A 21,643-nucleotide genomic window follows, 5' to 3' on the forward strand; every position below is an offset into this window, starting at 1 on the left:
TTGGAGAGGTTGGCCTGTTGGAGAGGATGGCCTGTTGGAGAGATGGTGAGAGCTGGTCAGTCGATGGGATCGCTCCAGCGGCAGAGCCGCCGCTGCAGGCTGACCAGGGCCTGGTTGGCGATCAGGCCAAGCCCGGCGAGGATGACGATCGCCGCAAACATCAGCGGGATCTGGAAGTTGTACTGCGCGTTCATCACCTGGAAGCCGATGCCCTTGTTGGCGCCGATCATTTCGGAGGCGATCAGCAGCAGCAGCGCCGTGGTCGCACTCAGCCTGAGCCCGACAAAGATCGACGGGACGGCCCCTGGAAGCACGACACGGCGAAACACGGTGAGCCGCGCGGCGCCGTAGACCCGGGCCATCTCGAGCAGTTTCGGATCGACTTGCTTGACGCCGCTGATGGTGTTGAGCAGCAGCGGAAACAGCGTCGCCCAGAAGATGACGAAGACCTTTGATGCCTCCCCCAGCCCGAGCAGCAGGATGAACACCGGGTAGAGCGCCAGCGCCGAGGTCTGCCGGAAAACCTGCAGGATCGGATCAAGCGCGGTTTCGACGGCGCGCACCTGGCCCATGAACAGGCCGAGCGGGATAGCGACCGCCACGGCCGCCGCGAAGGCGAGGCCGGCGCGCTGCAGGCTGATGGCGATGTCGCCAAGCAAGGTGCCGCCGGCCAGGCCGTTCCACAATGCGGTGACGATCGTGTCGATCGGCGGCAGCACAGCGGCGTTGACCCATCCCGCGCGGCTCGAGACCTGCCAGATCGCGAGGAAGGCGATCAGGATGCCGTATCGGGACAGGAAGCGGACGACAGTCCGGTTGGCCAGGCGCGGAAAATCGGCGCCAAAGCTGGTTCTGCCGTCATGTGCAGCGATCGTGACCGGCTGCTCGATGTGTTGCAGACTCATCGTCTTGCCCTTTGCTTAAAAGAATTTATTCGGCGGCCAGCACCTTCGAGCGGGCTGCGGTCCAGGGGTTTTCCGGCCGCCTGAGGCCGAGATTCTCGCGCAGCGTCCTGCCTTCATAGGCGGTGCGGAACAGGCCGCGGCGCTGCAGCTCGGGGATCACCAGGTCGACAAAGTCATCAAGCGCGCCAGGCAGCCATGGCGGCAGGATATTGAAGCCGTCGGCAGCCTCGTTGCCGAACCATTCCTCCAGCTGATCGGCGACCTGCACCGCGCTGCCGATGACGGTGTAGTGGCCGCGGGCCGTTGCCACCCACTGGTAGAGCTGGCGGATGGTGAAGTTGTGCTCGTCGGCGATCTGGCGGATCAGCGCCTGGCGGCTCTTCATGCCTTCGGTTTCCTTGCTCGGCGGCAGCGGTCCGTCGAGCGGGTAACCGCTGATGTCGAGCGTTTGGCCGGCCAGCCCGTTGAGCAGGGCGACGCCGTCCTCGGGCAGGATCAGCTCGTTCAGCTGCTGGTACTTGGCGCGGGCTTCGTCTTCGGTGCGGCCAACGAACGGTGCCACGCCCGGCATGATCAGCACCTGTCCGGGATCGCGGCCGGCAGCCGCCACGCGCGCCTTGATGTCGCGATAGAATTCTTGCGCCGAGGCCAGGTTCTGATGAGCCGTGAAGATCACCTCAGCCGATTGGGCGGCGAGCTTGCGGCCGTCCTCCGACTGCCCGGCCTGCACCACCACCGGGTGCCCTTGCACCGGGCGCGGCACATTGAGCGGGCCTTTGACGCTGAAATGCTGGCCCTTGTGGTCGATGTCGTGAAGCTTGTCCTTGTCGTAGAAGCGGCCCGACTTCTTGTCGCGGATGAAGGCGTCGTCTTCCCAGCTGTCCCACAGCGCCTTGACCGTCTCGACATGCTCATGCGCGCGGGCATAGCGCTCGGCGTGGTTCGGCTGGGCGTCGCGGTTGAAATTGCGCGCGGTGTCGTCGCCTGCCGAGGTCACGACGTTCCAGCCGGCCCGGCCATTCGACAGAAGATCGAGCGAGGCGAATTTGCGGGCGAGCGTATAAGGCTCCTCATAGGTGGTGGAGGCGGTGGCGATGAAGCCCAGATGCGTGGTGAGCGGCGCCAATGCGGCGAACAGCGTCACCGGCTCGAACCCGGCGATCTTGGCATTGCCGCCTTCGCGGGCGCCGAGGCCAACGGTCAGATTGTCGGCGAGGAAATAGGCGTCGAACAGGCCGCGTTCGGCGGTCAGCGCGAGCTGCCTGTGGAACTCGAAATTCGTCGCGCCGTCGGCCGGCGCCTCAGGATGGCGCCAGGCTGCGATATGCTGTCCGCCACCGGGCAGGAAGGCACCAAGCTTGATCTGTCTGGACTTGCTGGGTCTGGTCATTGCGGGTTCCTTCTGTGCTGTGCGGAAAGGGAATCGGCTGACCGGTGTTCAGGCGGCAAGACCGACGCTGCGTGGCGTTCCGGCCACCCGGCATGCTTCGGCGACCGCTTGCCTGACGCGAGAATGGATGGCTTCGGAGACCAGCACGCCGTCGGCGAAGTCCTTGTCGGAGGCGTAGATCGCGGTCGGCAGGGTCAGTGCCTCGAAGAAACCGAACAGCGGCCGCAGCTGATGCTCGACAACCAGCGAATGACGATCGCCGCCGCCAGTTGCAGCGAGGATGACCGGTTTTCCCCTCAGGGACGACGGGTCGAGCAGGTCGAAAAAATGCTTGAAAAGCCCGGTGTAGCTGCCTTTGAAAGTCGGCGAGCCAACCACCAGGACATCGGCGCCCAGCAATCGCTCGACGATGCTTCTGGCCAACGGATCCAGATCGCCAATGCGCCTTGCCAGTGGAAACGACTGGCCGAGATCCTCGATGTCGAAAACGGTCGAGGCTGCACCGGTGCTGCTCGACACTTCCGCGACGATGTGGCTGATGAATGCCTTGGTCTTCGACGGACGGGTCAGGTTGCCCGACAGCCCCACCACCAGTTTCTTCGGCATTTCGGTCTCCTCGCAAAACGGCTTGTGTGTAGTAACTTTACTGAGTTTATAGAATTAAATGAGCGAGAAGATTTCAAAACGAGCCCGCCAAGCGGATTGAGTTTGCGGCACATCGCGGTTGATTGGTTCATTCGACGCGCAATGCGGACGCCGAGGTTTAGGGCAAGGGCGCCTTGACCGCATTCCGGCCACGCGTTGATGATCAAGCGCACCAAAGGCATCGCCCCGGGGGATTCGCATGAAAACAGCCGTTCTGACGTCTCTGCTCCTGGCCTGTTTGTTGGCATCGCCGGCGCAGGCGGGATGGAAGCCGATTGAGACGGTCGAGACCTACGCCGTTTCAGGACAGACCGGTCCCCAGCTCCATGCCTCGATGGGCGAGCGGGGGCCGATGATCGGCAAAGGCAAGGTCCGTGCCATGGCCTACACCAATTTCAAGCTGACCTGGGTCAGGGATTATCAGCGACAAGGCAATGCCTGCGTGCTGGTATCGGCGCGGCCGAAGCTCATCATAACCTACACCTTGCCCAAAATATCCGGGCCGGTGCCGGCTGCCGTGCAGAAGAGCTGGGACGTTTTTGCCGCTGGCCTCGCCGCCCACGAAAAGGTGCATGGCGACATCATCGTCGACATGGTCCGCAAGATCGAGACGGCCACCATCGGCCTGTCCGTCCCCGACGATCCCGGCTGCAAAAAGATCAGGACCGAAATGACCAGGCGGCTTGCCGAACTCTCCCAGGCGCAGCGACAGGCAAGCCGCGATTTCGACCGGGTAGAATTCGCCCCGCGCGGCAATCTGCAGCAGCTCATCGTGAATTTGCTGATGGGGCGGTAGGAGAGGATGGAGCGAAGCACCCCCCTCTGCCCTGCCGGGCATCTCCCCCTCAAGGGGGGAGATCGGCTGACCGCAACGCCGCACCTCGTCCTTCAACATCCGCGATTGGGGCCGGAGCGATGCGAAGGCGTAATGTCCCCCCCTTGAGGGGGAGATGCCCGGCAGGGCAGAGGGGGTCGGCGGCGATGAGCCACTATCCTGTGCCGCCAATCAACCGCCGCAATGCGCGCAAGATGCGTAAAGTCATGACGGATGCCGAACTGAAACTCTGGAACGAGATCAGAGCGCATCGCCTCATGAGACTGGCGTTTCGGCGCCAAATGCCCATCGCTGGCTACATCGTCGATTTTGCTTGCCCGGACAGAAAGCTGATCGTCGAACTAGATGGTTCCCAGCATGCCCAGGCCGAGGCCTCGACGTCGGATGCCGCGAGAACGGCAAAGCTTGAAGCGCTGGGCTGGACCATCCTGCGCTTCTGGAACGACGACGTCATTCGTGACCTCGATAATGTCTGCCAGCACATAGTCATCGAGGCCGGCGCGGACAGGCGCTGACTCTCACTCCGCCACCGGCGTCCACATCACATCCTCGACCCGCAGCGCCCCAGTTGCCAGCATCACCAGCCGGTCGAAGCCGAGCGCGGCGCCGCTTGCCTGCGGCATGATGCTCAGTGCGGCGAGGAAATCCTCGTCGATCGGATAGCGTTCACCATAAACGCGCTCCTTCTCGTCCATCTCGATGGTGAAGCGCCGGCGCTGCTCGGCGGCGTCGGTCAGCTCGCCGAACGCGTTGGCCAGCTCGACGCCGCAGCAATAGAGCTCGAAGCGCTCGGCGGTCCTCGCATCATCCGCGCTCGGCCGGGCGAGTGCCGCCTCCGAAATCGGATAGCCGTAAAGGATGGTGGCGCGCCCCTGCCCCAGCGTCGGCTCGATCTTTTCCACCATCACCCGGCTGAACAGATCGGCCCAATTGTCGTCGGACGCGGTGCGTAAGCCCGCCTGGACCAGAGCCGCGTGCAGCGCTTCGCGATCGGTGCTGCCGTCCGCGGCGACCGTGGCTAGCAGGTCGATGCCGGCATGGCGCGAAAAAGCCTCGGCGACGCTTAACCTCTCCGGCTCGGCGAACGGATCGGCCTCGCGGCCGCGAAAAGAGAAAATTTTTGCGCCGGCGCGCTCGGCGGCCAGCGCGACAAGCCCGGCACAATCCTCCATCAGGCTCTCATAGGTCTCATCAACCCGGTACCATTCGAGCATGGTGAAGGACGGATGGTGTAGCGGGCCGCGCTCGCGGTTGCGATAGACGGCGCTCAGGCTGAAGATGCGCTTCTCGCCGGCGGCAAGCAGCTTCTTGCAGGCGAATTCCGGCGATGTGTGCAAATAGAGCGGCTGGCGCTGCCCGTTCGGGCCGATCGCCTCGGTGGCGAAGGCCGACAGATGCGCCTCGTTGCCTGGCGAGACCTGCAGCGCCGCTGTCTCGACCTCGATGAAATCGCGACGGGCAAACCAGTCGCGCAGGGCCGCAGTGATGGCATTGCGCAGGAGCAGCCGCGGCCGGCGGTCGGTGTGGACATCGGACGTCCACCAGGGCGAGGCGGCGGTCATGACAGGCGGATTTGCATCGAGGACTGGCGATTGCAGCCAAGATGCGCTAGTCCGCACCGGACGGCTCCCGCAGCCGATTTGCGCCGGTCGGCGCTTCCAGGCCAGTCAACGCTCTTAGGAATAAAGCCCGTGAAGGTCATCGCCAGTTCCCTACGCAAAGGCAATGTCGTCGAAAAGGACGGCAAGCTCTATGTGATCCTCTTTGCTGAAAACATCCATCCCGGCAAGGGCACGCCGGTGACCCAGCTCGACATGCGCCGCATCTCCGATGGGGTGAAAGTCTCGGAGCGCTACCGCACCACCGAGCAGGTCGAGCGCGCCTATGTCGAGGAGCGCGAGCACACCTTCCTCTATCGCGACGGCGAAGGCTTCCACTTCATGAACCCGGAAAGCTACGACCAGGTCGCGGTGTCGGAAAGCGTGGTTGGCGAGATGGCGCCCTATCTCACGGAAGGCATGGCGGTGCAGGTCTCGCAGTATAATGGCATCGCCATCTCGCTGGTGCTGCCGCAGCGCGCCACCTTCGAGGTGGTCGAGACCGAGCCGGTGACCAAGGGCCAGACGGCATCCTCGTCTTACAAGCCGGCAACGCTCTCCAACGGCGTGCGCACGCTGGTGCCGCCGCACATCAGCGCCGGCACCCGCGTGGTGGTGATGACGGCGGATGGCGCGTATGTGGAGCGCGCCAAGGATTAGGGGCGGCGGGTCGCCGATGTTGGAGACCGAAACACCACGCGCTTCGTCATCCCAGGGCGGAGCAGGAGCGAAGCGACGTCGCGCAGACCCTGGGATCCATTCCGTGACGTTTGAGCGCAGCGGCGGTGCGGAAAGCGGGATAGCTTCCGCCAACCCAAGGGGTCGCCACCCCCCGGCGATCAGTGCATCGCCCCGGCAAACGCCTCTCGGTGGTGAGCCAAAAATGCCGGGTGTGGCCACAGCTTTCGATCCGACGGCAGATGCAAACCTTGATGCTCCGGGCGGAAGAGATTCCTTAGCTCACTAGGCACCCGGTTATGGGCGACCAGAAGTCGATGGTTTTCATCTATCGAGATGAGGTGCCGGTCGAAGAGCCAGTGCACGGTGGCGGACAGCGCGATGCCGTTCTGCACAACGTCGGGACCGCCGGCCGCAACCGGTTTGATGTGGGCCGCCTGAACTTCGGCCCTGCCGCCGCCATTGATGATGCGGAGGCCGGTGACGGCGCATTTGTCCTCATAGGCTCGGCAGACTTCTAGCCGGAAGGTCGCGTCGCGGATTTTTCGGTTCAGCAATATCTGCTCGACCTGACGATCAACCGTCTGGGCAAAGCCAGGCTGTGTCGGCAACGACAGTTGGAAAGGCAGCATGTCGAGATCGAGTTTTCTGGCGTTGGCGGGGTCTAGGGTTTCGCTGAGGCCAGCCAGCACAATATCGTTGAAGTCCTCCGTCAGAATCGGGCGCATGGACTTGCCCTGGACCGCCCGGCCGACGAGGCTGGGATTTAGCACCCCGCGCAATAGCGCCTCCGCATAACGGCCGTCCCTGATGAAAGGCACGGGTGTCGGAAATTCGAGATAATCCGTCACATTGGCATAGTAATGACCAGCCCGATCGGAGTCCGGCTCGACACCGGTTACGCGCGCCGCAGCGATATAGGCGCGTCGGCCGCCATTGCGTTGTGGCTCACGAAAGAGCACCCAGTCACCTGCCGCGTTTCGTGCTGCGTCCAGGTAGTTGCTGCGGGAGGGAAAATGATAGCGGCGGGTGATGTCATCCTTGTAGCCAGACGCCGGCTTGACATCAAAAACGGCTTTCACAATTCCATCCCATCGTCACGACATCGTCGTCTACAGTGCAAGCGCACCTTGTAAATTCTCGTCAACCCGAAGAACCCCAAGCAACTGCCAAGTCTGCGGCCGCTTTGCTAAGTTCCCGACGGCGAACAACATTCCGCGTTTCGGGTAGTCGTCATTGAACCTGTGATCCATCCAGTCGAGCGTTTCCTGCACGGTTCGTCCGCGCTTTCGCTCGTTGTAATACATAGCGTGAGCCTCCCAATCTCCATTTGTGTATTCGTGGGGCGCATGTGCGTCCTTGAACCTGAATTTAAATTCATAGGGTGTGGGCTCTAACGCAGCGAGGTCGTCGTCCAGAAGCGACCCTTGCGAGGCCGCCAGTTTGTAAGAATCGCGCTCTTCCTTCAAATCAGAGGAGGATTTCAGCTTGTAAGAAAAACGCGGTTCGATAGGTCGGATCAACGCGAGCGAATCCCCACGCTCCTCAGCAGCCTTCACGGATGGCAAGACCAGTGGATTCAGGAATGCAGCCCGCTTGCTTGGAGCCAATCGCTTGCCGATGACGATAGAGTCTTCGAAGACCCGACAACTTTCCCTACGATTGTCCCGCGGCGGTCTGATGTACTTGAAGTCGATGAAATCCCAGCGTTTGAAGCTATTCTCTTCCTTGAGGTGCCTGAAACGCACCGGGTAGAGGCGTTTCCACTGGCCCTCGGGCGTGATGCCCGCACAACAGACGGTTTCTCCGTGCTTCGCGCTACGTTGCGGCAGCGCTTTCACGAGGATGATAACTTGGCAGCTTTGAGGCGTTGCGGACATAGCGCTCCGGATCGTCGCCGTAGAGATCGAACACCTCGAACTCCATCGACTCAATCATCTCCTCCGCAACGATAGACCTGTGACAGGTCTCCGGATCGCGCTCGAAGCACAGTAGGCATGTCGGCTTTTCCCCCGCCGCAGCTACCAGCTCCTTGAGGGACAACTGAGCGTTGTCGGAATCAAGGTGAGCAGAATAGAGAGCACGGAATTGCTCGAAAAGTCCCGCTCGTGCCGCATCTCTTCCAGGTTTTGGGTCGCCAAGGTCTATGAAATGCAAGTATTCGATACCTTCAGACTCTAAGCGAGCCGCCAATGATTTTTTGGAGAATCCTTTCTTGCGGGAAAGTGCGACGGCACGGACGTCGGCTACCCGCTTAACGCCGACGGTTTTCAGCGTTGCGACGAAACGGTCTATGTCTGTTCCCTCATATCCGATCGTGTAGACAACACTCATGTTATTCTCCGGCATTTCGCCTGTGGATACTCGCATGCGGAGCTTACGTCGACCTGAGACGATGCCGCACCGAATCAATGTTTGTTTCAAGTCCAGTAAACGAAGGATTACCACCCCACCCGCCTCCCAGCATCATCCCGTAATGCACCGCCAGCAGATCCAGCCCGACCTTCAGCAGTTTCACCAAACATCCCGCGCCTCGCCCGTCTGCTCAGCTAGGCTCTTCACCGTTTCGCCATGGCAGCACACCTTGTGCACCACGCTCGCCACCTCCCAATGTGCCAGCGCCCTGGTGGCGGCGTGAGCGCGGCCGGCTGAGAGGATGCGGTCGCCGGCGTCTCCACCCTTGCGGCCGCCGTCGACGCCCTCCGGACAGCGCCATCGACCTGGCGCCGTCCTTCTGCGAGACGCGGAAATCCTCGCGTTAGCGGTTCCCGATCCGTCGCGCGGCCATAGCGCACTTGCGAAATGCCCTCTCTTGAGCGATGCTCCTCCCCTTAGCAGGGGCTTGAGGAATGACATTTAAGGCAGTCGCGCGGATCGATACGGTGGTGTCGATTGCCGGCTCACCGAATCCAGGCGGTAAACCGGGATGGCTCTCAAGAAACTGCGGATTTGGCTGGGACTGAAAGATGATCCCGCAGCGATCCCGCGCCACGCTAAAATCGGACGCGAAACCTATGGTGTCCACGGCAGGACATTCCTCAATTGCACGGCGGAATCGCCAGTCGAGATAGGCGCATTTTGCTCTATCGGGCCAGGGACACTCTTTCTGTGCCAGACCGATCACCGAACGGATACGGCTTCAACTTTTCCTTTTCAGTCGCGGATTTTCCGGCAGAAAGAAAACCTGGAGTACCTAGTTTCGAAAGGCCCGATCCTCGTCGGCAATGATGTCTGGATCGGAGCCCGCGCGATCATCCTTTCAGGCGTGACCATCGGCGACGGAGCCGTTATTGCCGCCGGCAGCGTCGTGACCAGGGACGTTGCGCCATATACGCTTGTCGGCGGCAATCCAGCCAAGGTGATCAAGCGCCGGTTCTCCGACGAGACGATTGCTGCACTGCTTGAAATCCAGTGGTGGAACTGGCCCATGGCGCAGCTAAAAAAGGAGCGCGCCGCCTTCGACCTGTCCGCCGAGGTTTTCGCCAAGCACTATGCGGCCCACCAAAATTCAAGGCGGGTGTAAACTTGACTGCGAAGGCTCGACGCTCGGCCGAAGCCAGAGGTTGTGCGGGTGCTGCGTATGGTTTGGAGCGCTAGGTAGATTTCGCAACAGCTGGGCTGATCTGCCTTCAAATGCCTTCGTAGAGGGGACGAACCTGTTTGGGTGCGGCAAGCCTCTTCACGGCGCTGCGGCCGCCTACCGAACCAGGCAATGCGCATCCGATATGACGAGGTCGCGGCAGGCTAGGTGCCTGGCGGAATAGCCGGAATTCACAGCTACCAAATACCGGCATTCAGCCAAGGATGAGACCCGCCACCAGAACCGTAAGGATAAGCGACACCGGAACAGCAAGCAGGCAGCACGCCTCTAAAGTGTTGATTTGCCAAGAGTTCATCGGGCGCTTTCCCATGTTGGTTTCCTATCTAAACGGGCAGACCGGCACGGCAGTTCCATGGAAAATGTCAGGGCGTCATCGCGCCGCTATCGTGCTGATTGGCGCGAAGCCGCATTCCGAGTTATCCAGCGGGCACGCGCCAGATGCGTAGCCCAAGCCCGGAATGCCCTCTCTGGCTCCTGGTTTGGATCAATATGCAGAACGGTGTGGGCGACCTCACGCCAATCGGCTCCGTCCGCCGAAGCATCGAGCAACCGGATATAGGTAAGCATATGGTCCTCGTCATAGCCGGTCAGCACCGAAGACGTCGGCGCGACGTCTGCGAAATGAGGGTCTAGCAGCGGCTTTAACATTGCGATCTACCAGCAATGGCGCACCGTAACAGGCCATGGGGAAGCCTGCGCCCTTCAATTGGAGGACGCGGGCCGATCGAGGTTCGCTGCGTCGCCGCCCTCCGCACTCCGCGCCCTCTCGGGCGGCGAAGTTCAGGCCGCTCCCCGGTGATCAACGGCGCCTTGGTCGACCGACGCGGGCATCACGCCAGTTGCCTACTACCCACGCGGCCTCCGCATCAGCATCATCCCGTAATGCACCGCCAGCAAATCCAGCCCGACCTTGAGCAGCTTCGCCACAACATCCCGCGGCTCGGCGTTCTGTTGGGCCAGGCTCTTCACCGTTTCGCCATGGCAGCAGACTTTTTGCACCACGCCCGAAACCTCCCAATGCGAAAGCGCCCTGGTGGCGTCGGCATAGGCGCGGCCGGCGGACAGGATGCGGTCGGCAACGCCGCCGCCGATGCGCCCGCCATCGACGCGCTCGGTCAGCGCCGTCGGCTTGACGCCGTCCTGTGCCGAGACGCGAAAATCCTCGCGGTAGCGCATGCCCGCCTCGCGCTGCTGGCGCGACAGCGAGGTGATGCCGGTCAGCGGATCGACATTGCGCACGCGCACAATGCCGCCGGGCGGGCCGTCGTTGGAAACCTCATAGACACGCCTCGCCTCCAGCGTGCCGACTGCGAGCCGTTTGCGGCCGAAGGCGTCGTCCTTCAGCGCGAAATCATGGCCGACCTCCTTGCGAATGCGCACCTGCTCGGCCTCGCCCTTGGCTAGTTTGGGCGGCTTGGGTTTAGCCTTCTGGGCGGTCTTCCTGCTCATCGGTGGCTCCTCGTTTCATTTGCTGTCTTCGCAGAACCTGGTTCCTCTCCTCACCTCGTAGGGCGAGGAACTCAGATTGCCGTCCGTTCGGCGATCAGCTCACGCCGCATCCGCCAGAACCGTGCGGCGGTGGTCGCAGAAGCGCGCCGCGTGATAGGCGCAGTAGCTTTTCAGCGGCCGCGTGCGCAGGCCGCAGCACAGCATGTCCAGTCCCGGCCGGCTGCCCGGCGCGACGTTTTCGGGGTCTTCCTCCAGCGTCAGATCGAGCGGCGCGCGGCAGCGGTTGAACAGGCAGTCGATGAAGCGCATGGCCGCGACATGCGGCTGGCGCCCTACGGCAGTGGGGTGCGGCGCCGGCACCTTGACGGCCTCGCTATCGGGCCCGTGGATCTCGTGCACGAACTGGCGCTGCGGCAGCCAGACCGGCGGCGCCAGCCTGGCCGGCGTCACATGCCTCGCAGGCCCGCTCTGCTTAACCAGCTTTGCTTGCCCAGGCAGCTTTGCTTGCCCAGGCGATCCGGCCGGCTTTGCGGATTTGTCCGGCCTGACAAGCTTTGCCGGGTTTTTTCTAGGCCGGCCGCCGGACCTGCCCTGGGGATTGGCAAAGCCGATGGCGCGCAAGTCGGCGTTGCGGTGGACGACGCCGATGATCGCGTTGCGCGACGCCGGGCCGCCGCGCAGCGCGCTCAGCCGGTCGGCGATCCTGGCGGCGGACAATCCGTCCTTCAGCCAGCGGGCGATGCTTTGCAATTCTGTGTCGGTATAGGCGGGCATGGTGTTCTTCCGTCTCAAGAGATTGCGTGAATGCCGAAGCTCGTCCCTCTCCCCGTTCACGGGGAGAGGATGCCGGCAGGCAGGTGAGGGGCAGCGCGGCGTGGCCGATTGTCTTTGCCCCAGGTCATTGCCGGCACTGCCCGAGCAGCCCAGCGATGGTGCCGCCCCTCATCCGCCTGCCGGCACCTTCTCCCCGTGAACGGGGAGAAGCGCGATCACCTCCGGCGGCCGAGCTTCGCCTCGGCCGCCTCGCGGGTGGCAGCGGAAACCGCCCTGCCCGTCTGCCGGTCGAAGACGATGACCGTGCCGTCCTCGGTGCGGATGCACGAAAGGCCGCATGACACGCGCCGAAATTCGTGGCCGGAGCCGTGAGGGGAACGGCTCCGGCCGTTCCGGTCGCCACCGGTGACGGCAGGGCGACCGGATCCGAGGCGCGAGCCTCGGGCTTCGTCCCGGCCGGGGAGGAGGACAGCCGGGACGGATGGGAAAGCGAGATGAGGCATGGCTTGCGCATGGGTCGTATATAAGCATAACTCAAAAAATTATGCAAGCCATTCTTTCATGGACGAAATCGATTCTTATGTTTCAGATGGCGCCATGGCGAAAACCTCATTGTCGATCAAGGTCGGGGCGGCGATCCGCAAGGCGCGCAAGCAGCGTGGCCTGGTGATGCGCCACATTGCCGAGCACAACGACACCGACGTCGCCGCCGTCGGCAATTGGGAAACCGGCCGCAACCTGCCCAAGACCGAGAACCTCTTGAAGACCGCCGCCTTCCTGCGCGTCGACCCAGTGGCGCTCGGCAAGGGCGAGGTCGTCTTCCTCGACGACGCCGACAATGTCTCCGACGCAGAGATCGTCACCGACGCCGCTCCCCTGCCCGCCGGCCCGATGGACATCGAGCTTCTGGGCGCTGCGGTCGGCGGCGACGACGGCGACTTCACCTTCAACGGCGAGGTCGCCGGCTATGTCCAGCGCCCGCCCGGCATCGCCCATTTGCGCAAAGTGTTCGCGCTGCATGTGCTCTCCGACTCGATGGTGCCGCGCTACGAGCCCGGCGAGATGCTCTATTGCGGCGGCCGCGACGCCGTGCCCGGCGACCATGTGGTGATCGAGATGTTCCCCGAGGAGAACGAGCGCAACGGCAAGGCCTTCATCAAGAAGCTGGTCAAGCGCACCGCCGCCGAGCTGGTCGTCGAGCAGTACAATCCGCCGAGGACGCTGACCTTCAACCGCTACGCGATCAAGGCCGTCTTCCGCGTCATCCCGCTCAAGGAGCTGCTGGGGTATTAGGGCGGCGGGGCGCGCTCCCTTCTCCCCCTGTGGGAGAAGGTGGATCGGCGCGCCACTCAAGCCCGCCTGGATCTCTCCAGCGGAACCTCGCGATCGCTGAGCATCCGCGCCTCGGCGCGGCGCTGCTGCTGCTCGTCGATGAATGCCGCCTGGATCGAGACCGCCGCACCCGGCAGGCCATCGGCGCGGCAGGCCGAGCAAATGAGGCGCCCCGAAAGGGACGCCAGCGGCGTCTGCCCGGTTATCCCGAAGCGCTTCAGCTCAGCCGGCTTCCACCATCTGCTGCGGCCGCAATCGATACACTCGACCGCAATCGAGACGACCTCGGCGATCGTCGCTTCCTTGCCCGGCAATGCCATCGCCCCTAGTGCCTCCGTTCCTGTTTTGTTCACAACAGTATGGGTTTTTCCCGAAGAGTCGAGTCGGTTCCGCTCGAACCCACGCAAAAGTTTAACTTGTGCCAATTTTTGAGTTATGCTTATATCGCTCGTGCCGACGGATAATAGCGCCGCGGACGACACGGATGGGCAGCAGGTCCGGGCATCCGTCGCGGCCGCCGCCAGCTGAGGAAACCAGGATGGACGCCCTCTCCGCTCAATTCGCCCGCGATTGCGGCTATACCGGCGACAGCCCGGCCATGCTGGCGGCTTTCGCGGCCATCCGCCTCGACGGCATAGGCAAGGCTCGCCTGGGCCATGACCAGCGCAAGGCGATGGTCGACCGGCTGAAGCACGGCGAGGCCTTGTTCCTGGCAGCGATGCGCCCGGCGCAGTCGGCCGAGGAGGCGCTCGAGGACGCCGCCCGCTTCATCGCTTGTTATCGCAACATGCCGCGCTGGCGCCAGGAAAGACGCAGCGCCGATCTCGCCCGCGCCAGGCAGCAGCGGCTTCTGGCGCGCTTCTTCCGCCGCTACGGCCATCGCCTCTGGGCACGGCAGGCAGCGTAAGCGGAGGTTGCCGAGCCATCGGCCGCGAGTGTCTGGCGCTGGCCGCCTGCACCGCGACGCGCCCATCGCGAATGGCTGGACGGCACTTGCCGTCGCCAAACCCGCGCCGTATGTCATCGTCTCGATGAGCGAGATTGAGTTCCGTCGCGCGCAAGCGCCCGATCTGCCGGCGATTGTCGCATTGCTAGCCGACGATGCGCTTGGCGCCGGCCGGGAAGACGCGTCGACGCCGCTCGCGCCGTCCTACCTCGATGCCTTCAGGGCAATCGGTGCCGATCCCAACCAGCTGCTGGCGGTGGCCGTCGAGGCCGGACAAGTCGTCGGAACGCTGCAGCTCAGCTTCATTCCGGGTATTTCCAGGAAAGGCGCCTGGCGCGGCCAGATCGAAGGCGTTCGCGTCGCCCGGCACCGGCGTTCCGGCGGCGTCGGCAAGCTGATGATCGAATGGGCGATCGAAGCGTGCCGCTCGCGCAACTGCAGCTTCGTTCAGCTCACCACGGACAAGAGCCGACGGGAAGCGCACGCTTTCTACGAGCGCCTCGGCTTCACCGCCAGCCATCTTGGCTACAAGATGGCGTTGTAGGGCGCGGCACCTGGCAGCGGGGCGATCGCCGATCCCCCTTGCGGGAGAGATGCCGGCAGGGGATGGGAAGGATCGCAGCTTCAGTCCCGCTTGGGTTCCTCGCCCCCACGAAAGTGGGGGAGAGGTGGCGCGGCGAAGCCGAGACGGAGAGGGAGACTGCGCCCTACGAAAGCCCCCTCTCCGGCCACTTCGCGGCCACCTCTCCCCCGCTTCGCGGGGGCGAGGAACCCAAGACTTGAGAGGTCGGCGGGGCAGCGAAAACCGAAGCGATTGCCCTCCACTCTCCTTGACAATCCGCCCTATTTGTTCTCTTTATGTTCCATACGAAACCACCTCAAGACAATGCGGCGTTCGAACCGCCGCGGGCGAACGGGCCGGATGGAAGCCAACATCCTCCACGCGGATCTCGACGCCTTCTATGCCTCGGTCGAACAGTTGCTTGACCCGGCCCTGCGCGGCAAGCCGATCGCCGTCGGCGGCGGCGTTGTGCTGGCCGCGTCGTATGAGGCCAAGGCCTTCGGCGTGCGTGGCGGCATGCCGGGGCGCCGCGCGCGCGAACTCTGCCCCGGGCTGATCTTCGTCGGCGGCCATTTCAAAGACTACCAGCGGCTGGGCGATGCGGCTATTCAAGTGCTCGGCGATTTCACGCCTGTGGTCGAGCGGATTTCCATCGACGAGGCCTTCGCCGACGTCACCGGCTGCACCCATTTGTTCGGCCCGCCGGCCGAGATCGCCACAACGATCCGCCGCCGCGTGCGGGCCGAGCTCGGGCTGCCGATCTCGGTCGGCGTGGCACGCACCAAGCACCTGGCCAAGATCGCCTCGCAAGTGGCCAAGCCCGACGGGCTGGTGGTGGTCGATCCGCGCCACGAGCTGGAGTTCCTGCACGATCTGCCGGTCGAGCTGATGTGGGGCGTCGGTCCGGTCACCAGGGAGCGGCTGGCCGGCATTGGCGTCAACACCATCGGCGAGCTGGCAAAGACGCCCGGCTGGTCGCTGGAGCGCCTGCTCGGCCCGGCGGCGGGCGAAAAGCTCAACGCGCTGGCCTGGAACCGCGATCCGCGCAAGCTCGAGACGCAGCGCCGGGCGCGATCGGCCGGCGCGCAGTCGGCGCTCGGCAGGAAACCGGCCGAGGAGGAAGTCTTCGTGCCGGCGCTATTGCATCTGGCCGACAGGGTCGCCACCAGGCTGCGGGCGAAATCGCGGCCCGGCCGTACGGTGACGGTCCGTGTCCGCTTCGCCGACCTGCGCTCGGTGACGCGCTCGATCACGCTCGACCAGCCGATTTCGGCAACCGCCATGCTGGCCGAGATCGCCGAGGCGCTGGTGCGCAAGGTGCTTGTCGACCATCCGCACGAAAAGACCATCTCGCTGCTGGCGATCGCCGTCTCGCATCTGGAACGGCAGCCAGGCCTGCAACTGGAACTGCCGCTCGACCTCGACGACGACCGCCTCCGCCCCGGCACCAGGAAGGGTGCTGCGCGCTGGACCGCCGACCGCGCCATCGACAAGATCCGCGACCGTTTCGGCTGGGAGGCGGTCGGTTATGCCTCGGTCGCGCTCGGACTGTCGCGGTCGGTTCCCGACGCGTTTCGCGAGCTGGCCGAAAAGGAATTGTGAGGCTGCTTGAAGAGGCTAGCCCAGCCGAGCCAACGGCGACACCGCAGGTCCGTTCAAAGCCGTGCCGTCGATAGCGAAATGCGAGCCATGGCAAGGGCAGTCCCAGCAGCGCTCGAGGGAGTTCCAGTGGACATGGCAGCCGACATGCGTGCATGCTGCCGAGCGCTTGTAGAGCGTGCCGTCGTCATCGCGAAACGCGGCGATTTTGCTGAGCCTTTCGCGAACGATGGCACCTTCTCCCGGTCGCAGCTTGTCGGCGGAATCGATTTCGCCAGGCGCGATATACTCGGCAAAACTCTTGATCGCAGTCGCATTCTCCGCCAGGTAATCGCCGATCGCGCCTGCCGTCTTGCGAGACGGCTCGTAAAGTTCGCGCCAGGGGCTTTCTCCCTTCAGAATCAGGTCGGAGATCAACAGGCCGGCGACGACGCCATGGGTGATGCCCTGGCCGGAATCCCCAGTCGCCACAAAGACACGTTGGTTGCCAGGATTGCGGCCGATGAACCCCGCATAATCGACGGTCTCCATCACCTGCCCGGACCACCGGTTCGTTTCCACGCCGATATCGGGCACCAGCCTTCTGGTCCAGGCTGCCAGGGCCGCGAAGCGGTCGCCGGCATCGTCAGCCTGCCCTGTTTTGTGGTCTTCACCTCCGACGATCAGGAAGTCGGTCCGGCCTTCGCCAGGCTGAAGCCGAACGTAGTGATAAGGGTCCTCAGTATCCCAATACAGCGCATCCGGTAGGATATCGCGCGCGATCTCGAACGACATCGCGTAGGTCCGATAGGGCGCCTGCTTGGTATGGAGGGCGACCCGGTCGTTGATCGGCGAGTTGGTGGCGACAACGGCCGATTTGGCAGACACGGTAAAGCCCGAAACCGTGGATACGTGCACGCCGCCGTCAGTCTCTTCGACGTTTTCCACAATGGTATCGGCATAAAGCGCGCCGCCGCGCGCGCGGATGCCTGTGGCCAGCCCGCAGAGATATTTGAGCGGGTGGAAGGTCGCCTGATTGGCGTATCGAAGGGCCCGCGTATCCGAAAAGCCCGCAAACGGCACGCCCCTGATCTTCTCGACGTCGACCCCGATTTTCAGAGTGGCATCCAGCTCGCGCTCGATATCGGATTCTCGGCCGCCGGAAGCCGGAAAGAGGAAGCCGTAGAGGCGTCGGAAATCGCACGCGATACTCTCCGTCTCTTGGATTGATTGGATGCGGTCGATAGCGGCCGATTGGCTTTGATAAAAAATCTGCGCCAAGTTCTCCCCGCGCAATTTGATCAGTTCCGAAAAATAGTCGTCGCAGACGGATGACAGGTGCGCAGTGGTGCGAGCCGTCATGCCACTGCCAATCCGGCCGCGATCGACGACAGCTACCTTTTGCCCGGCGACGGCCAGTTCGTACGCGACCGACAGTCCGGCAATTCCAGACCCGACGATGACGACATCGACCTGTTCGCTCTGCCCGAGCGGGGCCGCATCGGGCGCTACTTCGGTCGCCCCCCATAGGGATACAGTCCTTTCGTCGCTCACATTCATCGGCCGAACCTCCCATCCACGACATTCGGTAAACGGGCGCTAGGATTCAAAGTTCCTTCGCAGCTTTGAATGCCGGCATAATGCTCAGTTTCGCCAGACCGCAGATGGGAAGCTCGCTCCACCACTCCTGCGGGTTGCGGACCTTGCACATGGCCGGATTGGCCGGTCACGACCGGATCGGGTAGGCGGGGCAGTGCTGCAGCGCCGACAATTTCCCAACCTGGCCTAGTGGTAGCTATGCGGTTCGGCTGGGCGGTGCGATGCACTTTGCATCAGGTGCGATTGGTCATCGTTTCCTGCATTCGACGCGGCCGTGGTCGTCAGACCAAAAGCGTTGCGCTGCCCCAGGCGATCAGGGCGATGCCGGCTGCCCGGCCGACCCACTGGCCGGCAGGAAACACCTTTTCGACCAGCACCAGAATGGCGAGCGCGGCAACCCACACCAGATTCATTATGCCACCGACGAACAACAGCGCCATCAGCATCCAGCAGCATCCGACACAAAACGCCCCGTGCAGTGCGCCCAGACGCAGCGCGCCAAGTGTGTGGGGACGCCAGTGTCGGGAAAGGAACGCCGTCGGCGTCCGGCAATGCGACAGGCAGGCGTTCTTGAGCGGCGAGAGCTGATACAGGCCCGCGGCGATCAGGACGATGCCTGAAAGCCAGCGGCTCTGCGAACTCATCATCGTCGCGGAAACGAATGCCTCGCGTTCGAGCAGCCAATGCAAGGCGGCTGCCGCGGCGGAGAACCCCAGCCAGACCAGGAGGTAGCCTGCCATAAAGACGCCGGTGGGCGCGAGCTTGTCCTGGATCTGACCCTGTGTGAGCGCATGGCGATGCACGCGCGCATAGAGCAGGATAGTCGGCGCCGCACTCGGGGACATCATGGCGACCATCATGACCCACCACATCGCGATCATCAGCGCCCAGATCGCGGCCCCCCAGACCCGCGGTTCCGTCGCCATGGCCATCCCGCTCATATCCATGCCGGGCATGTCCATGCCAGACATATCCATGCCAGACATATCGGAGGTCACGTCGGCGGTTTGCTGGTGGGGGAATAGCGCGAGCCTCGACATCTCCCACGCATTCATGCCGAGCCCTGCCCCGGCGACGATATAAAGCCAGGCCAGCAGGCATAGCGCCACCACGCCCGCAATCGTGATGACGCGGTCGCGCCTAAGCAGGCGTTCCAGTGGCGACGCGCCGTCCATGCGGCGCGTCAGGTTCGCACCACCCCGTGATTGTTGAGATGCAGCCGCGCGAACTGGCCGTAACTGTCCCTCATGCTCACCTGAACCGGCCCGCTGGTTGTGCTCGAGGCACTGCCGATCTCGGCGACCGCATATTCGAAGCCGTTCGGCAACACGATCTGAGCCCGCGAGTCCGCGCCCGTCACCTTGTTGCGGATCGGTTCGCCGGCGGTTTCGATGTAGTCCTTGACGAAGATGCGGCCCCTGCGGCCGTCGATATCGAGGTCGAGATCGATCTTGGTGAAAACCGGGTCATTCATTTTTGTCACGGTCGAGGCGTAGACCGCGAACATCGTCGCGAACGGGTCGGTGTCCTGGCCGGTCATGATGCGCAGCAGCGCGTTACGCTGTCGGTCGGTTGCGCTCTCGTCGACGAAAGCGATGGCTTCGCCATTGCCTTCGTGGATGGCGCCCGGCCATTTGAAGATCGCAGCGATCCGCAGGCCGTCGAGGCCGGTCTCGCCATGATGACCTTCATCGATCTGGATGCCTGCCACCGCATGGCAATGGCCCTTGTCGGGCAGCGCATTGAATTGACAGTTGCAGCCATATTCGCAGGTGCAATTGACGAGTTCGCGTCCCTTGATTTCCCAAGACGTCATGCTGTCCTCCCTGATCTCGAAATATTAGACCATCAGCATACACCTGCGCCGGCCGCGCCGCCACCGGTCGCGTCAAGAGTGATCGCGACGAGAGACGGCAGGCCAACGCGGTTTCTTGCCGAATTTGGGGTGAACATCCGCCCTGGAGACGGTGAGGCCGATATCGGAACGGCAGAAATGGGGCCGGAACGGGCCTTTCCGACCGCATCCCCGAAGGTCCGGAAAAACCCCGAAAGCGGTTGTTTTCGATAGCGATCCGAGCAGCAAACGATTTTGGCAGGACTGGGAAATCGGCCTCGAATGCTGCAATCATCATCATGTCCCGTGCAAGTTGTGGACACTTCCTTCTCAAAGGCGCACTCTTAGCGTGCGAAACGCGAGCTAGTGTTTCGTCCAATGCTTCACATGCTTGACTTGCGTCGTTGATTGTCTGACCTGTCCGGATACTTCCGGGTGGGCAGACCTCACATTGTGTCGCCTATCCGTGATCAGGCTACGGCCTAAGGCACGTTGCAGCCCGTTCCGGATCAACTGGGAGGTAAACAACATGCCTGATTTTCAGCGCAGAGAACTTCTTGTTCAAGGAAGCGCGGCCCTTGCCGCAATTGCTGCTCTCTATACCTCGCGTCGGGCTTACGCTTTTCCAACACGGGAGAGCGAGGAAGTTATTCCGTGGCTGGATCAGCCGACCGAAAATCCAGATCCGGTAGGTATCCAGAAGCAGCTTGTCTGGGAGGATCTGGATAGCTGGATAACTCCAAACGACAAGTTCTTCAGCATCTCGCATTTCAACCGACCAACGATCGACGAGAAGACGTGGTCCATGGAGATCGGCGGCCTGGTCAAGAAGCCCTTGAAATTGACACTCGCCGACGTCAAAGCGCGGCCGCGGCAGGAGGTCGTTTTCACAGTGGAATGCTCGGGCAATCACGGGTTTCCCTTTTTCACCGGCGGCATCGGCAATGCTCGCTGGGCAGGGACGCCGCTCGCCCCGATCCTCGAGGAAGCCGGCGTTATGGAGAAGGGCATCGAGGTCGTCTTTTTCGGTACTGACAAAGGCGAGGTCGCGATACGCGACGTCAAGATGCAGCAGAACTTCGCTCGTAGCATGTCGCTCGCCGACGCGATGAACCCCGACAATCTCCTCTGCTATGAAATGAACGGAGCCGCCTTGCCGGCGCCCAATGGCTTCCCGGTGCGGCTCATCGCTCCAGGCTGGTACGGGATCGCCAACGTGAAGTGGCTGGAGCGCATCGAGGTCCGCGATACGCGGTTCATGAGCCTTCTGATGGCCCGTGACTATGTCACCATCCGGGAGGAAGACCACAACGGCGAGACCGTGTGGGTCGAGACTTCGGTCGGGCGAGCGCTGATAAAGTCCGCGCCTGCGAAGGTCACCCGGAAAGACTCAGATTACTCCATCATTGGAGCAGCCTGGGGGGCGCCGATCGACCGGGTCGAAGTGCAAATCGATCAAGGGCCTTGGGCACCAGCGACCATTGACCATAGTGAGGAGGCCGAGCACGCCTGGAAGATCTGGTCCCTGGCTTGGGCAAATCCCGCCCCTGGAGAACACACGGTGACCTCGCGCGCGGTCAGCACCACGGGACAAATTCAACCGGCAATGGACGATCCCTTGATTGCCAAGAAACACACATATTGGGAAAGCAATGGCCAGGTGACGCGCCGCGTGCGTGTCGACTAATACCTTGCCGCCATGTGGCAATTGCGTTTGGATCTGCCTGATCCGAAAGCTTGCGGAGAGGGCTGGCGCGCCCCTTCGCAAGCTCGATCAAAAGGGCTGTGGTATGGCGGGCACACCGCCGGTCGACTTTGACCACGGCTTCGATTCCCTTCTTCTTCGACACCAATTACGACGCGTTTCTGCTGCCGAGCTGCAGCGGCGAAAACCGGCGGCCAAATATCCGCCGCCGG

At 62.9% G+C, this 21,643-nt stretch carries 24 protein-coding genes; 9 read left to right on the plus strand and 15 right to left on the minus strand.

Annotation, left to right across the window (positions count from 1 at the left end):
- Positions 1-56: 56 nt before the first annotated feature.
- From EOC94_RS23035 to msuE, 3 genes are read right to left on the minus strand one after another with little or no spacing between them, the layout of a single operon-like run.
- Positions 57-905 (minus strand): ABC transporter permease, encoded by an 849-nt coding sequence (locus tag EOC94_RS23035; RefSeq protein WP_127293682.1) that lies wholly within the window; start codon positions 903-905, stop codon positions 57-59.
- A 25-nt stretch (positions 906-930) separates the two neighbouring features.
- The gene (locus tag EOC94_RS23040; RefSeq protein ID WP_127293684.1) at positions 931-2,295 is read right to left on the minus strand and encodes an LLM class flavin-dependent oxidoreductase; all 1,365 of its coding nucleotides are present in this window, start codon (positions 2,293-2,295) and stop codon (positions 931-933) included.
- Positions 2,296-2,343: 48 nt separating this feature from the next.
- Positions 2,344-2,901, minus strand: a complete 558-nt coding sequence (msuE, locus tag EOC94_RS23045; protein WP_127204178.1) for an FMN reductase — start codon at positions 2,899-2,901, stop codon at positions 2,344-2,346.
- A gap of 238 nt (positions 2,902-3,139) precedes the next feature.
- Between msuE and EOC94_RS23050 the strand changes: the two genes are divergently transcribed.
- Both EOC94_RS23050 and EOC94_RS23060 read left to right on the plus strand, forming a co-directional pair.
- Complete coding sequence (locus tag EOC94_RS23050; protein ID WP_127293686.1) at positions 3,140-3,736, plus strand: DUF922 domain-containing protein; 597 nt, start codon at positions 3,140-3,142, stop codon at positions 3,734-3,736.
- Between the two features lie 185 nt (positions 3,737-3,921).
- Complete coding sequence (locus tag EOC94_RS23060) at positions 3,922-4,290, plus strand: DUF559 domain-containing protein (protein ID WP_127293688.1); 369 nt, start codon at positions 3,922-3,924, stop codon at positions 4,288-4,290.
- Between the two features lie 3 nt (positions 4,291-4,293).
- Here the strand turns inward: EOC94_RS23060 and epmA are convergent, their stop codons facing one another.
- Positions 4,294-5,337 carry an EF-P lysine aminoacylase EpmA gene (gene epmA, locus EOC94_RS23065; protein WP_127293690.1) on the minus strand — a complete coding sequence of 348 codons (1,044 nt, stop codon included), beginning with the start codon at positions 5,335-5,337 and terminating at the stop codon, positions 4,294-4,296.
- Between the two features lie 129 nt (positions 5,338-5,466).
- On the opposite strand from epmA, the gene efp reads away from it, so the two are divergent.
- Positions 5,467-6,033 carry an elongation factor P gene (gene efp / locus EOC94_RS23070; protein WP_095482799.1) on the plus strand — a complete coding sequence of 189 codons (567 nt, stop codon included), beginning with the start codon at positions 5,467-5,469 and terminating at the stop codon, positions 6,031-6,033.
- Positions 6,034-6,212: 179 nt separating this feature from the next.
- Here the strand turns inward: efp and EOC94_RS23075 are convergent, their stop codons facing one another.
- Genes EOC94_RS23075 through EOC94_RS23085 form a run of 3 tightly spaced genes read right to left on the minus strand, consistent with a single transcriptional unit; the run spans position 6,213 to position 8,385 of the window.
- A complete protein-coding gene (locus EOC94_RS23075; RefSeq protein ID WP_127293692.1) occupies positions 6,213-7,133 on the minus strand; it encodes an HNH endonuclease in 921 nt (306 codons plus the stop codon).
- A 30-nt stretch (positions 7,134-7,163) separates the two neighbouring features.
- Positions 7,164-7,892: a hypothetical protein gene (locus EOC94_RS23080; RefSeq protein ID WP_245457980.1), complete on the minus strand. Its 729-nt coding sequence runs from the start codon at positions 7,890-7,892 to the stop codon at positions 7,164-7,166.
- Positions 7,870-8,385, minus strand: coding sequence for a DUF488 domain-containing protein (locus EOC94_RS23085; protein WP_127293694.1), 516 nt, complete (start codon positions 8,383-8,385; stop codon positions 7,870-7,872). The genes EOC94_RS23080 and EOC94_RS23085 overlap by 23 nt, the downstream gene beginning before the upstream one ends.
- Positions 8,386-8,977: 592 nt before the next feature.
- Here EOC94_RS23085 and EOC94_RS35110 point away from each other — a divergent pair.
- Positions 8,978-9,574, plus strand: coding sequence for a CatB-related O-acetyltransferase (locus tag EOC94_RS35110; protein WP_126105659.1), 597 nt, complete (start codon positions 8,978-8,980; stop codon positions 9,572-9,574).
- 459 nt (positions 9,575-10,033) lie between these two features.
- Here EOC94_RS35110 and EOC94_RS34660 read toward each other — a convergent pair whose 3' ends face one another.
- From EOC94_RS34660 to EOC94_RS35115, 4 genes are all read right to left on the minus strand, one after another.
- Entirely contained in the window at positions 10,034-10,300 is a 267-nt protein-coding gene (locus tag EOC94_RS34660) for a DUF2285 domain-containing protein (protein WP_126105658.1), read from the minus strand.
- 198 nt (positions 10,301-10,498) lie between these two features.
- Positions 10,499-11,101, minus strand: a complete 603-nt coding sequence (locus tag EOC94_RS23105; RefSeq protein WP_126105657.1) for a DUF6456 domain-containing protein — start codon at positions 11,099-11,101, stop codon at positions 10,499-10,501.
- A gap of 99 nt (positions 11,102-11,200) precedes the next feature.
- Positions 11,201-11,875 carry a GcrA cell cycle regulator gene (locus tag EOC94_RS23110; RefSeq protein WP_127293696.1) on the minus strand — a complete coding sequence of 225 codons (675 nt, stop codon included), beginning with the start codon at positions 11,873-11,875 and terminating at the stop codon, positions 11,201-11,203.
- Positions 11,876-12,090: 215 nt separating this feature from the next.
- Complete coding sequence (locus tag EOC94_RS35115) at positions 12,091-12,219, minus strand: hypothetical protein (RefSeq protein ID WP_280953338.1); 129 nt, start codon at positions 12,217-12,219, stop codon at positions 12,091-12,093.
- A 253-nt stretch (positions 12,220-12,472) separates the two neighbouring features.
- On the opposite strand from EOC94_RS35115, the gene EOC94_RS23120 reads away from it, so the two are divergent.
- Positions 12,473-13,168: a helix-turn-helix transcriptional regulator gene (locus EOC94_RS23120; RefSeq protein ID WP_185928313.1), complete on the plus strand. Its 696-nt coding sequence runs from the start codon at positions 12,473-12,475 to the stop codon at positions 13,166-13,168.
- Between the two features lie 56 nt (positions 13,169-13,224).
- On the opposite strand, the gene EOC94_RS23125 is transcribed toward EOC94_RS23120, so the two are convergent.
- The gene (locus EOC94_RS23125) at positions 13,225-13,527 is read right to left on the minus strand and encodes a hypothetical protein (protein ID WP_095482805.1); all 303 of its coding nucleotides are present in this window, start codon (positions 13,525-13,527) and stop codon (positions 13,225-13,227) included.
- A gap of 218 nt (positions 13,528-13,745) precedes the next feature.
- Between EOC94_RS23125 and EOC94_RS23130 the strand changes: the two genes are divergently transcribed.
- The 3 genes from EOC94_RS23130 (at position 13,746) to dinB (ending at position 16,317) form a co-directional block, all read left to right on the plus strand.
- Positions 13,746-14,114 (plus strand): hypothetical protein, encoded by a 369-nt coding sequence (locus EOC94_RS23130; protein ID WP_127204169.1) that lies wholly within the window; start codon positions 13,746-13,748, stop codon positions 14,112-14,114.
- 124 nt (positions 14,115-14,238) lie between these two features.
- Positions 14,239-14,697 (plus strand): GNAT family N-acetyltransferase, encoded by a 459-nt coding sequence (locus EOC94_RS23135; RefSeq protein ID WP_127204196.1) that lies wholly within the window; start codon positions 14,239-14,241, stop codon positions 14,695-14,697.
- 378 nt (positions 14,698-15,075) lie between these two features.
- Positions 15,076-16,317 carry a DNA polymerase IV gene (dinB, locus tag EOC94_RS23140; protein ID WP_127293700.1) on the plus strand — a complete coding sequence of 414 codons (1,242 nt, stop codon included), beginning with the start codon at positions 15,076-15,078 and terminating at the stop codon, positions 16,315-16,317.
- Positions 16,318-16,332: 15 nt separating this feature from the next.
- Here dinB and EOC94_RS23145 read toward each other — a convergent pair whose 3' ends face one another.
- From EOC94_RS23145 to EOC94_RS23155, 3 genes are all read right to left on the minus strand, one after another.
- Positions 16,333-17,853, minus strand: a complete 1,521-nt coding sequence (locus EOC94_RS23145; RefSeq protein ID WP_127293702.1) for an FAD-dependent oxidoreductase — start codon at positions 17,851-17,853, stop codon at positions 16,333-16,335.
- Positions 17,854-18,173: 320 nt separating this feature from the next.
- Positions 18,174-19,067, minus strand: a complete 894-nt coding sequence (locus EOC94_RS23150) for a DUF2182 domain-containing protein (RefSeq protein ID WP_127293704.1) — start codon at positions 19,065-19,067, stop codon at positions 18,174-18,176.
- An 8-nt stretch (positions 19,068-19,075) separates the two neighbouring features.
- On the minus strand, positions 19,076-19,708 hold the full coding sequence (locus EOC94_RS23155; protein WP_127293706.1) for a DUF1326 domain-containing protein: 633 nt from the start codon (positions 19,706-19,708) through the stop codon (positions 19,076-19,078).
- Positions 19,709-20,255: 547 nt separating this feature from the next.
- Here EOC94_RS23155 and EOC94_RS23160 point away from each other — a divergent pair.
- The gene (locus EOC94_RS23160; protein WP_127293708.1) at positions 20,256-21,413 is read left to right on the plus strand and encodes a sulfite oxidase; all 1,158 of its coding nucleotides are present in this window, start codon (positions 20,256-20,258) and stop codon (positions 21,411-21,413) included.
- The last annotated feature ends 230 nt before the right edge of the window (positions 21,414-21,643 follow it).

The sequence above is a fragment of the Mesorhizobium sp. M6A.T.Ce.TU.016.01.1.1 genome (genome assembly GCF_003997065.1).
GTDB lineage: Bacteria > Pseudomonadota > Alphaproteobacteria > Rhizobiales > Rhizobiaceae > Mesorhizobium > Mesorhizobium mediterraneum.

Bases quoted from the DNA above. Each gene is read 5' to 3' on its own strand.
- EOC94_RS23060 (WP_127293688.1), top strand. From the start codon at position 3,922: ATGAGCCACTATCCTGTGCCGCCAATCAACCGCCGCAATGCGCGCAAG.
- EOC94_RS23050 (WP_127293686.1), top strand. From the start codon at position 3,140: ATGAAAACAGCCGTTCTGACGTCTCTGCTCCTGGCCTGTTTGTTGGCA.
- EOC94_RS23040 (WP_127293684.1), bottom strand. From the start codon at position 2,295: ATGACCAGACCCAGCAAGTCCAGACAGATCAAGCTTGGTGCCTTCCTG.
- EOC94_RS23150 (WP_127293704.1), bottom strand. From the start codon at position 19,067: ATGGACGGCGCGTCGCCACTGGAACGCCTGCTTAGGCGCGACCGCGTC.
- EOC94_RS23155 (WP_127293706.1), bottom strand. From the start codon at position 19,708: ATGACGTCTTGGGAAATCAAGGGACGCGAACTCGTCAATTGCACCTGC.
- EOC94_RS23085 (WP_127293694.1), bottom strand. From the start codon at position 8,385: ATGAGTGTTGTCTACACGATCGGATATGAGGGAACAGACATAGACCGT.
- EOC94_RS35110 (WP_126105659.1), top strand. From the start codon at position 8,978: ATGGCTCTCAAGAAACTGCGGATTTGGCTGGGACTGAAAGATGATCCC.
- dinB (WP_127293700.1), top strand. From the start codon at position 15,076: ATGGAAGCCAACATCCTCCACGCGGATCTCGACGCCTTCTATGCCTCG.
- EOC94_RS23120 (WP_185928313.1), top strand. From the start codon at position 12,473: ATGGCGAAAACCTCATTGTCGATCAAGGTCGGGGCGGCGATCCGCAAG.
- EOC94_RS23135 (WP_127204196.1), top strand. From the start codon at position 14,239: ATGAGCGAGATTGAGTTCCGTCGCGCGCAAGCGCCCGATCTGCCGGCG.
- msuE (WP_127204178.1), bottom strand. From the start codon at position 2,901: ATGCCGAAGAAACTGGTGGTGGGGCTGTCGGGCAACCTGACCCGTCCG.
- EOC94_RS34660 (WP_126105658.1), bottom strand. From the start codon at position 10,300: ATGTTAAAGCCGCTGCTAGACCCTCATTTCGCAGACGTCGCGCCGACG.
- EOC94_RS23130 (WP_127204169.1), top strand. From the start codon at position 13,746: ATGGACGCCCTCTCCGCTCAATTCGCCCGCGATTGCGGCTATACCGGC.
- EOC94_RS23145 (WP_127293702.1), bottom strand. From the start codon at position 17,853: ATGAATGTGAGCGACGAAAGGACTGTATCCCTATGGGGGGCGACCGAA.
- EOC94_RS23110 (WP_127293696.1), bottom strand. From the start codon at position 11,875: ATGCCCGCCTATACCGACACAGAATTGCAAAGCATCGCCCGCTGGCTG.
- EOC94_RS23160 (WP_127293708.1), top strand. From the start codon at position 20,256: ATGCCTGATTTTCAGCGCAGAGAACTTCTTGTTCAAGGAAGCGCGGCC.
- EOC94_RS23125 (WP_095482805.1), bottom strand. From the start codon at position 13,527: ATGGCATTGCCGGGCAAGGAAGCGACGATCGCCGAGGTCGTCTCGATT.
- EOC94_RS23105 (WP_126105657.1), bottom strand. From the start codon at position 11,101: ATGAGCAGGAAGACCGCCCAGAAGGCTAAACCCAAGCCGCCCAAACTA.
- epmA (WP_127293690.1), bottom strand. From the start codon at position 5,337: ATGACCGCCGCCTCGCCCTGGTGGACGTCCGATGTCCACACCGACCGC.
- EOC94_RS23035 (WP_127293682.1), bottom strand. From the start codon at position 905: ATGAGTCTGCAACACATCGAGCAGCCGGTCACGATCGCTGCACATGAC.